We start from the raw sequence: 13,670 nt of genomic DNA, 5'->3' as shown, positions 1-13,670 counted from the left end.
AGCAACATGCTCGGTAAAAGAAATTCGGAGTAAAATCGTGGCAAATGCTTTAACCATCGCCAAGTTCGGCGGAACCAGTGTTGCGAACTATGAAGTGATGCAAAACTGTGCGCGAATTGTTGCCTCAAACAGTGCGACCCGTATTGTGGTAGTCAGTGCATCAGCAGGGGTGACAAACCACCTTGTGAATTTGGCGCACAGCCCACTTACCCAAGAGCAAATAGAATCTACTTGCCAGTCTATTGTTGATATTGAACTTGCCATTCTCAACAAGCTTGCTGATAAAAGCTCGGTTGAAAGTAAACTAAACGATTTGCTAGATGAAGTGAAATCGCTAGCATTCCACGAAGAGATTCTGCATAGAAACGATTTGAAAGACCAGTTGCTTTCTATGGGGGAGCGCATGTCGTCATTGATGTTTAGTGCAGTGTTGGCTGAACAAGAAGTGGCTACCATGAACTTCGATGTACGGAAAGTTTTGCGCACCGACAGTGAGTTTGGTGAAGCCGTACCACAAATTGACACTATTGAAGCTTTGGCGAAGCAGTTGCTAGCCCCTGAAATTGAAAATGCCATTGTGGTAACGCAGGGGTTTGTAGGAGCTGATGATGAAGGTCGCACTACCACATTAGGTCGCGGTGGTTCTGATTTTACAGCTGCGCTTATTGCTGAAGCTTTAGACGCCGATGCCTGTGAAATATGGACCGATGTGATTGGGGTTTATACTACCGATCCACGTATTACTGCAGCTGCTCGTCCGTTACCAGAACTTAGCTTTGAAGAAGCGGCTGAAATGGCGACCTTTGGTGCTAAAGTGCTTCATCCTGCAACCATGGAACCTGCTCTTCGTAAAAACATCAAAGTGTTTGTAGGCTCAAGTAAAGAGCCAGAAAAGGGCGGTACTTGGATTGTTCGAGACTGCGTGGAAGAGCCTCCTTATCGGGCCATTACTCGCCGTAAAGACCAAGTTATGGTGACAGTAAAAACACCTAAGATGATGTACGCACAGGGCTTCCTACAGCAGGTTTTTGCCATTATCGCGAAGCACAAGCTAAGTGTGGATTTGGTAACGACATCAGAAATCTCGGTGTCGTTTACCTTAGATAACCCTGCTAATTCTGTGGCACAGCGCTTGAACAAAGAAACCATTGCAGAGCTTGAGACTATTTGTGATGTGAAAGTGGAGAATGGTTACGACTTAGTCACTGTGGTAGGTAACCACATGCAAACGGCAATTGGTGTATCTAGCAAGATTTTCGCTGCGGTGTCTGACTTTAACTTACGCATGATTTGTTTCGGTGCGAACCCGCACAACCTGTCATTCCTAGTGAATGAAACTGACAGCGATAAAATAGTGAAGGACTTGCATAAAGCGCTCTTCGAATAGCGCGTTATGTTTTTCTCACAGACAGAAAAGGGAAGGTGTTAACCTTCCCTTTTTTATTTAAAGCTGACTATTTAAGTCAATCCAATCTAGTTTAACTCAATTCAAGCAAACCAAATACTCAGTGTGGTGCTATACCTTAAGTGGTGCTAGACCTTAAGTGGTACTAGACCTTAAACTGACGGATAGATTGCTGTAGTTCTTCAGCAAGTCTTGCCACTTCGTGGCTAGAGTCAGAAGTTTGCTGAGCACCTGATGTGGTTTCTTCAGCAATATTAACGATAGTTTCAAGCTTCTCGCTAATTTCTTGTGACACAGTATTTTGTTCACGTGCCGATTGTTCAATTTGAGAACTTACGTCGTGAGCTTTGTGTACAGCTTCAGAGATAATATCAAGGGCTTGCGTCGCTTTTTCCGTTTGCTCTACACAGGCTACGGTTTGCTCTTTACCTTGATTCATTACCGATACCGCGCGTTCAGCACCCGCTTGAAGTACCTCAATCATCGCGTTGATTTCCTGCGTAGACTGTTGCGTGCGGCTGGCAAGAGTACGAACCTCATCAGCAACTACCGCAAAGCCTCTACCTTGCTCACCCGCACGAGCCGCTTCAATGGCCGCATTCAAGGCAAGTAGGTTAGTTTGGTCGGCCACGCCGCGGATAACATCAAGAATGCCACCGATGCTGGCGCTGTCTTGATGAAGTTTGTTAATAACATCTGCAGCGTCTTGTACGTCTTTGGCTAGAATTTCGATAATACGTTTATTCTCAAGCGAGAGTTGACGTACATTTTCAGCCTCTGCATCCGCATGGCGAATTTGGCTCAGCGTATCTTCAGCGTTTTGCACTACCAATTGCGAGGTAGAGTGCATTTCTGTAGTCGCTGTTGCCACCTGGCCAATTTGCGACTTCTGATCTTGAATCGAATGGGTGGTTTGCGCAGTAACGGCAGAGGTTTGTTCTGATGCTGCGGCAAGTTGCTCGGCACGGGTATTAATTCCTGAAATCAGCTCTTTAAGGTTACCAATCAGGTTATTACAGTTTTTAGCTAATAGGCCAAATTCATCTTCAGCAGAATCGTCAAGGCGATGGGTTAAGTCTCCAGACGACGCCACGGTAAGCAACTCGTTCACGCGGTACAGCGGGCGAGTAATGGCACGAACTGTTATGTAACCAATAATGATGGCTATCGCAATAGACAGAATAACCACCGCACTGATAATAATGTTACCTGTGGTGATAGCGCTGTTCACTTGGTTTTCTACGTCTTTCGCTTTAGCATCAGCAAGAGAAAGAAGCTGCTCAAGTTCCACAATACCATTCGCAATGTTTTTATCTGACGCATTAAGCGCGTTTTCAGAGTCATTTCTGCGTTCTAGTCTTTCTACATGCAGCGCCATGACGCCATCACTGGCGGTAATCGCATTTAGAGCATCGTTTACCAATTCATTAATATCGCTAAGCGTACCAGATTGGTCGCGCTGCCCAGCGGCTTGGCCCATATCGCTAAGTAAAGTAGCAACCTTATCTACCACTAAGTCAACTTCGTTACCTAGCGTTTGAGAGCGTACGATAGTTTCTGTTTTTACGTATTCATAAGAAACGGTAAGTAAAGAAAGTAATGAGGTTTCTAGTTGGCTACCAATATCTGCTGCGCGTCTAAGATTTGGGTCGCTTTGCACTGCGTCAAGGTCTGAAAAGTCTAGTAGGTAAGTAGACGCATCGTCAGCATTGTCTTCAGCATCACCTAAACGGTCGTCAATAGTGTTTCGAATATCCATGAACTTTTGGTGGTTCAGGTAAACCGCTTCAACATTTTTAATGTAGTTATCATAGGAAGCTCGAACGCTGTTTAACTTACTTTGCAGTTCAGGTTCATTGGCAACCGCAGTGGCAAGCTTCTTATATTCAGTTTCGAACATATCTCGGCTTTGATTGAAAGCAGTGCGCTTTTCCTGAAGGCCCGATAAATTTTCTTCAATATAGGCTTCGAATGTCAATCTACCCATGTTCAGGAAGTTCGCTTTTAAGGCGTTACTACCCGCTACTGTAGGAAGCGCTATGTCATTTACCTCTTCGGTAGCTGAACCGATGGAATTGAGGTTAAACAACGAAACAACGCTAATGACAATCAGTAGACAAGTAATTGCTACAAAACCGCCGATTACGCGAGTGGCTACTGTAATCTTCATTGAAACTCCTAGACTATTTTTTATTCTTTTGCGTGTCGATACTACCCCGCACTACGTCCAAAATACACCTCAATGACCCAGAGAAAGGTATTAAAATACATAACATGAACTGTAATGGGATTATAGACTAACGTATATAACCAGAGTATCGGCAGGTAAGCTATTAAGTTAACAAGTAAAGCACAAGAATTTGTGATTTAGTAGTTTGCTGTATCAATTAAGTAATTTATGCATGTACTCTGATGAGCTTACCTGTATTGACATCCAGCATGGTCATTTCTTGACCCCAAACATAGCCCGTATCTAGTGCGACAAAACGATTATCTTGCGTCTCACTATTAAGTGCAGCCCAATGACCGAAAAGTACCTGTTCTTGCGCCTTAAGATGGGCGTTGCCTACTTTGAACCAAGGCACAACAGATTTTGAAGCCTGAGAAGGGTGGGTTTTTGTCTCAAACTCTAAGCTAGTATCTGCGTTTAAAAAGCGCATTCTAGTACATGCGTTTACAATAAAGCGAGTTCGCGGTACACCTTCAAGTTTATCAGACCACTTGACTGGCGTGTTGCCGTACATGTTTTTCAAAAAATCAGTATAGTGCTTCGATTGTAATTGTTGACTGATTTCATCACTTAAGCTGACGAGTGTGTCTGTACTCCAATGCGGGTAAAGACCGGCATGTACAATAGTTTGATTGGCATTGATTTTTTTAGCGAGGGGAAACTGGCGAAGCCAATCTAGCAATGCTTTTAAATCGGGAGCATCAAGTAAGGGCTGAAGGTTGTCAGCTTTCTTAGGTTTACGAATCTTGTTCGCCACAGCCAACAAGTGAAGGTCATGGTTTCCTAGCACTGTCTCAAAACTGCTACCTAAGCTTTTTAGATACCGTAAGGTACCTAACGAGTCTTCGCCTCTGGCAACTAAGTCGCCAACGGCGATGAGTTTGTCTTTATCCGCAGAGAATTTGGCTTTTTCTAGCAGTTGCTGTAGCCCGCCATAACAGCCTTGAATATCACCCACTACAAAGGTGTTGCGATAGGTCATAAGTCTCAAACTTAGTGAAGAATGTTGGGAACCGCTAAACGGAATACTTCAATAGGAACACGAAAACGTTCTCCATTTTCACGCTCCATTTCGTAATAGCCTTGCATATTTCCTACCGGGGTATCAAGTACTGCACCACTGGTATAGTCAAAATCTTCGCCCGGTTTTAATATGGGCTGTTTACCTACAACACCTGATCCACTTACCTCTGAGGTTTTACCGTTAGCATCGGTAATTTGCCAGTAACGATTAATCAGTTGTACCGTTTCTTGGCTGTCATTAACAATGGTCACGTGATAAGCGAACGCGAATTGTGGCGAATCAGAAGGTAGATGCTCGGGCAGGTGACGGGTTTTCACCCGCACCTTAATTTCAGACTCATTCATAAGCTAACTTTAATTTTCTTGTGCTTCTTCTAACGCTGATACTGCATTCGCTATGGTGGCGAAATCCTGCAAGGATAGCACTTCAGCCCTTACGGTTGGGTTTATACCCAGCTCGCTGATTTGTGCTTCAGTAAGACTTTCTTTTAACGAGTTTCGTATTGTCTTGCGACGTTGATTGAACGCCTGCGCGCATACTCGCTCAAGGGTAGCTACTGAAACCACATCCACCGGCGGTGTTTTATGTGGAATAAGACGTACTACCGCAGAATCAACCTTCGGGGGCGGCTTAAAGGCACCTGGTGGTACATTGAGTACCGGCATGACTTTACAATAGTATTGCGCCATTACCGATAATCGACCATAACTTTTAGAGCCATGACCAGCAGCTAAGCGATTCACCACTTCTTTTTGTAGCATAAAGTGCATGTCATCTACGCAGGCGGCGTGAGAGAACAAATGAAACATCAACGGCGTTGAGATGTTGTACGGTAAGTTACCAAAAACGCGCAAGCCTTTATCTTTCACAGGCATGGTTTTAGCCAGCTCAGTGAAATCCATTGTCATTGCGTCTTGCTCAATAACTGTTAGCTTATCGCCGTTAAACGGATGCTCGCGTAAACGCTTGGCCAAATCGCGGTCAAGCTCGATAACGGTAAGTGCTTCAACTTCATCGCAAACCGGATCGGTTAGTGCGCCTAATCCTGGGCCTATTTCAACCAAGTTTTGCTCGTGTTGCGGATTAATCGCCGACACAATCTGACCAATCACATAGTCGTCATGTAGGAAGTTTTGTCCGAAGCGTTTTCTGGCCGTGTGGCCTAAATGTGTTTTACTCATTGTTGATGATGTGCAAGCTCAATGGCTTTTTCCAATGCTTTTCTGAAACTGCCAGGATCGGCATTACCATGGCCTGCTAAATCAAGTGCAGTACCGTGATCGACGGATGTTCTTATAAATGGAAGGCCAAGGGTGATGTTAACCGAAGCGCCAAACCCTTTATATTTTAGCACGGGAAGGCCTTGGTCGTGGTACATCGCAAGAACAACGTCTGCATCTTCCAGATATTTAGGCTGAAATATAGTGTCCGCAGGAAGTGGCCCGGTAATATTTAGCCCTTCTTCACGCAACTCATTTAATGCCGGAGTAATAGTTTGAATTTCTTCTGTACCAATATGCCCATCTTCACCCGCATGGGGATTGAGCCCACACACGTAGATATGTGGATTACGAACACCAAATTTCAGTTTGAAGTCGGTATTGATAATATGGAGCACCTTGTGAAGACGTTCTTTCGTGATGGCACGAGACACATATTCTAAAGGAATATGGGTAGTCGCTAGCGCAACATTTAAGCCTTCAGTTGCCAACAACATGACAACATCAATGGTATTGGATTGATAAGCGAAAAATTCAGTGTGGCCACTAAAAGATACGCCCGCTTTATTGATAATACCTTTATGCACAGGTCCTGTGACTACCGCATGAAAGTCACCTTCCATGTTTGCTTGGCAAGCTTGTCGAAGGGTTTCTACTACGTATAACCCGTTCTCGCTATCTAGCGTTCCGGCTACCACATCGGCGGCTTTATCAATTTGCTTAATAAACAGTGAACCCGCAGGCTGAACCTGCGGGTTTGATGCATCATAAGGAAGTAAAGTAAGCGGTAAACCAAGCGCTTTCGCTCTGGTCTCTAGTATCTCGCCATCGGCGAATACCACTAACTGAGCTTGCCAAGATTCTTGAGCCAACTTAATAATTAAGTCTGGCCCAATACCGGCAGGCTCACCTGGTGTTACTGCAATTTTTATCGGTGTCATTTATGCTCTATATATTACTCGATAACTTCAATGTAGGCAGCGTCGCGCATTTCACGTAACCAGTTTTCCGTTTCTTCTGCGAACTTTCTGTTGAAAATAAGCTGATACGCTTTGTCTTCTTTGCGGCGCTCTGTTGCGTCGTCTACACGTCTATCGATTAATTGGATTAAGTGCCAACCGTGTACTGAACGTACTGGGTCGCTGTATTCACCAGCCGATAATTGCGCAAGGGCGTCTTTAAAAGCTGGTACGTAGTTGTTTGGATCTGACCAACCAAGCTCACCACCTTTTAGGGCTGAACCTGGATCTTCCGAATGTTCTTTAGCGAGGTCTTCAAATTCAGCTTCACCCGCTTCAAGCTGAGTTCTGAATTTAACAAGCATCGCTTTTGCTTTATCTTCACTGAGTATAATTGAAGGCTTAACGAGGATATGACGAGAGTTAACCTCTTCAATGGTTACTTTTTCAATGCCTCGAGTATCTAAAACTTTCAAGATATGAAAACCAGCACCACTTCTAATAGGGCCGACTAGCTCGTCTTTTGCTTTACCCTGAATCGCTTCAGCAAACAGGGTAGGCATAGCGTTAATATTCAACCAACCCATATCACCACCTTCTAAGGCTTCGTTACCTGATGATGATGCAATTGCTATCTTAGCAAAATCTGACCCAGAATTTAATAGAGAAAGGACTTTGTCTGCTCGCTCTCTTGCTGCATTGATTTGCTCGTCAGAAGGATCCGATGGGAAGCCAACAAGAATGTGGCCTAGACGGTATTCTTCTTGTTCAGCACCCTGTTGTTCCATGAGTTCAATAAGGGTTTCTCTTTCTTGATCGGTAATGTAAACACGGCGACGAACATTCGCGCGACGTACTTCACCCATTACGATTTCTTCACGAATATCTTCACGGTAGTCTTCATAAGCAATGCCTTCTAAACGCAATTGTCTGCGTAATTCATCTACCGTGGTATTTTGGTTTGCAGCAATATTTGCAATGGTTTGCTCAAGCTGTGGGTCACTTATTTGAATACCCATTCTTTGTGCCATCTGCAACTGAAGGCTCTTAGTGATCAAACGCTCGATGGCTTGAGTACGCAGAGCGCGGTCAGAAGGAAGGTCTTGCCCATTTGCCTCTGCATTACGTTTAACGTCATTCATGAGTGCATCTACTTCACTTTGAAGTACAACACCCTGATCGACAATAACCGCTACGCGGTCAAGCATTACTTCTTGCGCGTAGCTGCTAAACGACAACACTGCACTGACTAACAAGGCCCGGATTATGAACTTCATACTCACTCTTTTATTATTGGTTAATGCTTAACGTAGGGCTACTCCCTACGCTACAACGGATTAATTTAAACTATATGGCTGACGATAGCCAAACATGCCATCTTGTAACATGCTTCTTTGTGTACCAGACGTACCGATACCTTTGAATATAAATTGTAATGACACACCCGTATCGAAATCGTCGGTAGATTGCTCCCCCGATGAATCGTAACGGTTGCTTAAACTTCTTTCTGCCACTAATCGTATTGCCCAACAACAGGATTCATACTGAATACCTGCATAAGTCTCAATACTGCGGTCGCGCTCAATATCACGGTAAGTTCGTCCCACCCATTGCCAGTTTTCCGCAATAGGCCAACTCGCCGATATTCCCACTTGGTCAATGGTTTCACCACTTAAATCACGAACGTATCGATGACTTAACTGAATAAATCGCTTTGCATCTTGTCGATATTCTAAACCAACACTGCTTAAGTCAACTTTATCGGTGTCGGTGGTCACTTGAATATCAGAATGGGCGTACCAGTTTTTGTTAAACCGCCAGTCCATTTCAGCTGCAAGCGCCGAGCGGTCTTGATTTTTAGTCGCGGCAATGACCTTGTTATCTTCAAGGTAGAATATCTGACCCAAGCTAAGTACAAATTGTTCCCTATTGTTTTTATCCAATATTCGACTGGTTATACCCAGGGTAACTTGGTTGTTGTCTGATATTCTATCCAACCCGGTAAATTCTTGGCCTCTGAATAGCCCTTCAACATCGGTTAGCAAGGGCGTTGAATCGTAAAGTCCAATTGCTGTTTGGTCTTCATACGAGGTATACAGGTACTGAATTTTAGGCTCTAACGTCATGGCGGTATCGTTACCAAACCATGAAGAGTCTTTTTCGAAATACAGCGCGCCGAACAAGCGAGCTTGACCTAAAGTACGCTCTACGTTTTCTTCTAAGTCTGTATCTTGAATATTTTCTTGTTTATAAACCGTTTGCAATACGGTAGTTTCGGCAACAAATTCACCCCATGCAGCACGAATCGGCATAGCAAGAGTAGGGGCTACGTGAAAGCGAGTTGCTGTTGGCGCGGTTTCAGACGTGTTATCGAAATACGCCAGTTCAGAGTTCACACTGAATTCGAAATAGCGGCCAAAAGGCGTACGATAATCAATTTTAACTTCTGGCAGCGCGCGATAGCTGTCGGCGGTATCACCCAATATTTCAAAGTCTTTTACTTGCATATTTACCGTGAGATCTCGGGTGTAATAACCCAAGCTTACGGTACGGTAAAGGTGCGTGTCTGCGCTGTTATAATAATCAGAGCCTAAATCGACAATATAGTTGTCATCACTCAAACCATTGAAATCGATGCCCAATACCCAGTTATCGTTAAGTTGACCTTGATGCTGTAAACGGTAGAAGTAACGGTCAGGTGACCCTTCAATATCACTGTCACTCGGCAAGTACTCTACGTACGCGGTACCTTCACTTTTTTCGGTTAGGTAACGAAATTCGGTATTTAGTTGAACACCACGCTGGGTCATCACCCGAGGCGATATAGTCATGTCAAAGTTAGGGGCAATATTCCAATAGAACGGCTGGGTGTAATCGATGCCGGTATTACTAGAGCTTGTTATTTCAGGAAACAATAAGCCGGTTTGACGTTCATTACTTACTGGAAATGCGAAATAGGGGAGATAGAAAACAGGAACATCAGCAACATAAAAGCGGGTATGTTTCGCTTTACCCCATGCAGTGCCTTTTTCAATACTAATCTCACTGGCCCGAATCATCCAATCTTCATGGCCTTCAGGGCAGGTAGTAAAACTCACTTCCTTTAAAACAATACCCTCATTGGTATCAACCAATATGTCTTCGGCAGCGCCTTGACCAACAAACCCCGTTAATTGATAACGGGTGTTTTGCATTTCTAAGCGTTCTTCTTTCGAACGAAGTGACACCGCATCACTTTCTACGCTTAATTGAGCATCGCGAAAATGCACATCGCCTTTAGCCAGTACGTCTTCACCATTGCCATTCACTTGTGCTTGAGACGCACTAATGATGGCGCTATCAGACGTAATATCCACATTACCTGAAAACAGTGCTACTTTATTTTCGATGATTTCAGTTCGGTTGGCTTCAACCTTCACATGCCCCTTCGGCATAAGTGCTGAGCTTTTAAAGACAATGGGCTCCACCGAGCAAAAGGCTAGCGGTGAGACTGATTCTGGATTAGCTTCCTGTGCAAACGCGACGTGAGTAGACAAGGTCGCGGAAACAAGCATGGCGCAGGTCTTTTTCATGCGGTGGTGAATGGCCTGTTTTGTTATTCGGTGCTGACACTATATGGTGTGACCTTAAGGCGCACATATAGTTCTGCATAGAGTTAATAATACGCCAACCTAAGTAGCGTTGGCAGTTAACGCAATGTAATTAGCCGTCAATTCTAAGCACTTCTGCTGTATTTACCAACCATTGGATTAAAAAAATCGTATTTCTCTTTATCTAAATAGTGATTTACCGCATATTTACTGACTTATTGCATAAAAAACTACTCAATTAATGAAGTGAATAGACAAGTTTTTAGCTTGAAAAGCGTCAAGCTATACCTACTTCTAATGATTACTTTATTTTTATAGCCTTATAAGGCTTGCAGATCATGGTGCTTAAACAACGATTTCAGGCGTTGGTTGGGTGCAAAATCATCATCAACAATGCGCTAATGATTACAGGAGAATGCTGACATGGCTGTGTGGGGAAAAATCCTTGGTGTACTTTTTGGGTTTATGTTTTTAAAAATCCCCGGTGCTGTTTTAGGGCTAATTGTAGGGCATTTCTTTGATAAGGCTTACAGCCAAGACTTTAATCAACTTGGTGGGTTCGGCCGTTTCTTTACCGATCAAAACAGTATGAAGCAACAAGCCGTGTTTTTTCATAGCTTGTTCTCAGCGCTGGGTCATTTAGCGAAATCTGATGGCAAAGTCACTAGCCGTGAAATTCAAATTGCCACCGCACTCATGGATGACATGAAGTTAACCGGTGATGCACGAAAAGAAGCACAAGAAGCGTTTCGTGAAGGTAAAGCCAGAGACTTCCCTATTACAGATATTTTGAAAGGCCTGTATGAAGCCAGCCATGGTCGCCGAGATATTCTACAAGTTTTCTTAGAAATATTGATTCAAGCGGCGTTTGCCGATGGCAAGTTAACCCAAGAAGAGTATGTGGTATTAGAAAAAGTAGCGAAGCCACTGGGCTTTAGACGCCGAGACCTCGATTATCTTATTTCTATGTTTGAGGCTGAAATACGCTTTAGACAGCGAGGAGGACAAAGTGGCCAAGGCGCCCATGGCCAGCAGCGTTCTTCCCAGCAAAGCGCGTATACCGAAAAACAATCTCTTGATGATGCTTACCGTATTTTGGGTGTTACTGCGTCTGATGATGAAAAAACCATTAAACGAGCCTACCGAAAGCGTATGGCAGAGCATCATCCCGATAAGCTTGTATCTAAAGGCTTGCCTGAACAAGCGATGGAAATGGCCAAGAAAAAGACCCAAGATATTCAGTCTGCTTACGAGTTGATAAAACAAAAGCGTGGCTTTTAATGAAGCGTGAGCTTACTTATGTGCCTGCCGCAAGTCAGGCGCATATCGATGGCTTTATAGAAATGCTGTGGCTTGAGAAAGGGTTATCTGATCACACTCAGCAAAGCTATCGCACAGATTTGACTAAACTTGCCATTTTTTGCAATAACCAAGGCATCAAAGACATTGCGGTTCTTACCACCGAAATGATGCAAGACTATCTTGCCTACCGCCATGACACGGGGCTTTCAGCACGAAGCACACAACGTGCAATGAGTGCGTTACGGGCTTTTTATACGTATTTAATCGGTAAACAAATACGGGTAGACAATCCAATATCTTCCTTATCAAACCCTAAATTACCTAAATCTTTACCTGCCTCATTAAGTGAGCGTCAGGTAGAAGACTTACTCGCCGCCCCCTTAGTTGAAGACCCGATAGAATGCCGAGACAAAAGCATGCTTGAAGTGCTATATGCTACAGGACTGCGGGTAAGTGAGCTTATCGGTTTGCAAATGAGCGAGGTAAGCTTGCAGCAAGGCGTGGTTCGTGTGACTGGTAAGGGTAACAAAGACAGATTAGTGCCATTGGGTGAAGACGCCATAGAATGGCTGTTAACCTACATAAAAACGGCCCGGCCAGTCCTTGCGACTAAGCAATCAGACTATGTGTATTTGAGCAAACGTGGTCAAAAAATGACGCGGCAAACCTTTTGGCATCGTATAAAATATTATGCAGTGAAAGCCAATATTGACCAGCACTTGTCTCCGCATACTTTACGTCATGCCTTTGCCACCCATTTACTCAATCATGGCGCCGACTTACGGGTTGTGCAGATGTTGTTGGGCCACAGCGATTTGTCGACGACCCAAATCTATACCCATGTGGCGACCGAGCGATTACAAACACTTATTCACAGTCATCACCCTCGGGGATAACTCCACTAATTGGTAAGGCAAACTTCAGTGTTCCCCAGCGAGGGGTGTGTTAGCATTGCTTTAAATACTCACTAAGTATTGCTTTAGTGAAACGAGTAAATGAAATTTTTTTCAACGTTAAGCGGTCTTAGTTATATCCCATTTTAATATTTTGAAAGCATGGTTGCTGTCGGAGTAAATATAGTGAAAGTAGTAAAATTTAGCCTATTAGTTGCAATGGTGTTCACCACAAGCCTTTTTGCGAGTGTTGCAAGCGCAGCTGATGATGCGGCAATTAAAGATAAGCTGACTAATATGCTTGGCTTAGACGTTGACTCTCTTGCCGATTCTCCTATTCCGGGCTTGGTACAAGTATCTACCAACCGCGGTTTCTTTTATGTCAGTGATGATGCTAAATATTTAGTGCAAGCGCGTATTCTTAATATTGATGAAGGCATGCGTAATGAAACCGAAGTTGCCTATTCAGGCCTTCGTATTGAAGGCGTGAAAGAAATGGCGCCATCAGCCATTACGTTTAAAGCTAAAAACGAAAAGCATGTGATCAGTGTTTTCACCGATACCACTTGTGGTTACTGCCGAAAGCTTCATAAAGAAGTGGGCGACTTAAACGACATGGGTATTACCGTAAACTACTTGGCCTTTCCTCGTGCAGGTTTAGACAGCCAAAATTACCGAGACATGGTGTCGGTATGGTGTGCAGCGAACCCACAAAAAGCATTAACTGACGCAAAAGCGGGCAACGATGTTGCAACCGCTAAATGTGCCAATAAAGTTGCAGAGCAATATTTGTTAGGGCAAAAGTTGGGTGTCAATGGTACCCCTAACATCGTATTGCCAGATGGCTCGCTTATTCCTGGTTACCAACCTGCTGGTATGATTGCACAGGCTATTGAGCAAGCCGAATAGCGTCAATCTTAATTTTTTAAAAACGCACCATAGCAAAAGGTAATGCTTATGCTAGGTGCGTTTTTTTATGTTCTCGTTTTACCTACCTGATTCCCTTGGGTATCATTACCCTCTAATTAACCGTAGTGATGAATGTCG

The 13,670-nt window shown here is 43.9% G+C and carries 11 protein-coding genes; 4 read left to right on the top strand and 7 right to left on the bottom strand.

What is annotated here, in order from left to right:
* Positions 1-37: 37 nt before the first annotated feature.
* Positions 38-1,387 (top strand): lysine-sensitive aspartokinase 3, encoded by a 1,350-nt coding sequence (gene lysC, locus J8L84_RS05905; protein ID WP_211069870.1) that lies wholly within the window; start codon positions 38-40, stop codon positions 1,385-1,387.
* 163 nt (positions 1,388-1,550) lie between these two features.
* Here lysC and J8L84_RS05900 read toward each other — a convergent pair whose 3' ends face one another.
* The 7 genes from J8L84_RS05900 to lptD form a co-directional block, all read right to left on the bottom strand.
* Complete coding sequence (locus J8L84_RS05900; protein WP_211069869.1) at positions 1,551-3,575, bottom strand: methyl-accepting chemotaxis protein; 2,025 nt, start codon at positions 3,573-3,575, stop codon at positions 1,551-1,553.
* Between the two features lie 226 nt (positions 3,576-3,801).
* The gene (locus J8L84_RS05895) at positions 3,802-4,617 is read right to left on the bottom strand and encodes a symmetrical bis(5'-nucleosyl)-tetraphosphatase (protein WP_211069868.1); all 816 of its coding nucleotides are present in this window, start codon (positions 4,615-4,617) and stop codon (positions 3,802-3,804) included.
* Between the two features lie 11 nt (positions 4,618-4,628).
* Positions 4,629-5,003 (bottom strand): Co2+/Mg2+ efflux protein ApaG, encoded by a 375-nt coding sequence (gene apaG / locus J8L84_RS05890; protein ID WP_013785396.1) that lies wholly within the window; start codon positions 5,001-5,003, stop codon positions 4,629-4,631.
* 9 nt (positions 5,004-5,012) lie between these two features.
* The gene (rsmA, locus tag J8L84_RS05885) at positions 5,013-5,840 is read right to left on the bottom strand and encodes a 16S rRNA (adenine(1518)-N(6)/adenine(1519)-N(6))-dimethyltransferase RsmA (protein WP_057793809.1); all 828 of its coding nucleotides are present in this window, start codon (positions 5,838-5,840) and stop codon (positions 5,013-5,015) included.
* Positions 5,837-6,820, bottom strand: a complete 984-nt coding sequence (gene pdxA, locus J8L84_RS05880; RefSeq protein WP_211069867.1) for a 4-hydroxythreonine-4-phosphate dehydrogenase PdxA — start codon at positions 6,818-6,820, stop codon at positions 5,837-5,839. The genes rsmA and pdxA overlap by 4 nt, the downstream gene beginning before the upstream one ends.
* Before the next feature lie 14 nt (positions 6,821-6,834).
* Positions 6,835-8,121, bottom strand: a complete 1,287-nt coding sequence (surA, locus tag J8L84_RS05875) for a peptidylprolyl isomerase SurA (RefSeq protein ID WP_348771812.1) — start codon at positions 8,119-8,121, stop codon at positions 6,835-6,837.
* A gap of 54 nt (positions 8,122-8,175) precedes the next feature.
* On the bottom strand, positions 8,176-10,410 hold the full coding sequence (gene lptD, locus J8L84_RS05870) for an LPS assembly protein LptD (protein WP_211069865.1): 2,235 nt from the start codon (positions 10,408-10,410) through the stop codon (positions 8,176-8,178).
* 441 nt (positions 10,411-10,851) lie between these two features.
* Between lptD and djlA the strand changes: the two genes are divergently transcribed.
* The 3 genes from djlA to dsbC all read left to right on the top strand — a co-directional run bounded on the left by djlA (position 10,852) and on the right by dsbC (position 13,532).
* Positions 10,852-11,709, top strand: a complete 858-nt coding sequence (gene djlA, locus J8L84_RS05865; RefSeq protein WP_211069864.1) for a co-chaperone DjlA — start codon at positions 10,852-10,854, stop codon at positions 11,707-11,709.
* Complete coding sequence (gene xerD / locus J8L84_RS05860; RefSeq protein WP_211069863.1) at positions 11,709-12,626, top strand: site-specific tyrosine recombinase XerD; 918 nt, start codon at positions 11,709-11,711, stop codon at positions 12,624-12,626. Before djlA ends, xerD begins: the two co-directional genes overlap by 1 nt.
* A 183-nt stretch (positions 12,627-12,809) precedes the next feature.
* Positions 12,810-13,532, top strand: a complete 723-nt coding sequence (dsbC, locus tag J8L84_RS05855) for a bifunctional protein-disulfide isomerase/oxidoreductase DsbC (protein WP_211069862.1) — start codon at positions 12,810-12,812, stop codon at positions 13,530-13,532.
* The last annotated feature ends 138 nt before the right edge of the window (positions 13,533-13,670 follow it).

Source organism: Alteromonas sp. MMG017 (assembly GCF_018100795.1).
Classification (GTDB): Bacteria; Pseudomonadota; Gammaproteobacteria; order Enterobacterales; family Alteromonadaceae; genus Alteromonas.
Note: the sequence above shows the minus strand (reverse complement) of the source record. Positions and strands in the feature narration are given on the sequence as shown.

Excerpts from the sequence above, each read along its gene's own strand:
- J8L84_RS05900 (WP_211069869.1), bottom strand. The coding sequence starts at position 3,575 with ATGAAGATTACAGTAGCCACTCGCGTAATCGGCGGTTTTGTAGCAATT.
- J8L84_RS05895 (WP_211069868.1), bottom strand. The coding sequence starts at position 4,617 with ATGACCTATCGCAACACCTTTGTAGTGGGTGATATTCAAGGCTGTTAT.
- apaG (WP_013785396.1), bottom strand. The coding sequence starts at position 5,003 with ATGAATGAGTCTGAAATTAAGGTGCGGGTGAAAACCCGTCACCTGCCC.
- rsmA (WP_057793809.1), bottom strand. The coding sequence starts at position 5,840 with ATGAGTAAAACACATTTAGGCCACACGGCCAGAAAACGCTTCGGACAA.
- pdxA (WP_211069867.1), bottom strand. The coding sequence starts at position 6,820 with ATGACACCGATAAAAATTGCAGTAACACCAGGTGAGCCTGCCGGTATT.
- lptD (WP_211069865.1), bottom strand. The coding sequence starts at position 10,410 with ATGAAAAAGACCTGCGCCATGCTTGTTTCCGCGACCTTGTCTACTCAC.
- djlA (WP_211069864.1), top strand. The coding sequence starts at position 10,852 with ATGGCTGTGTGGGGAAAAATCCTTGGTGTACTTTTTGGGTTTATGTTT.
- xerD (WP_211069863.1), top strand. The coding sequence starts at position 11,709 with ATGAAGCGTGAGCTTACTTATGTGCCTGCCGCAAGTCAGGCGCATATC.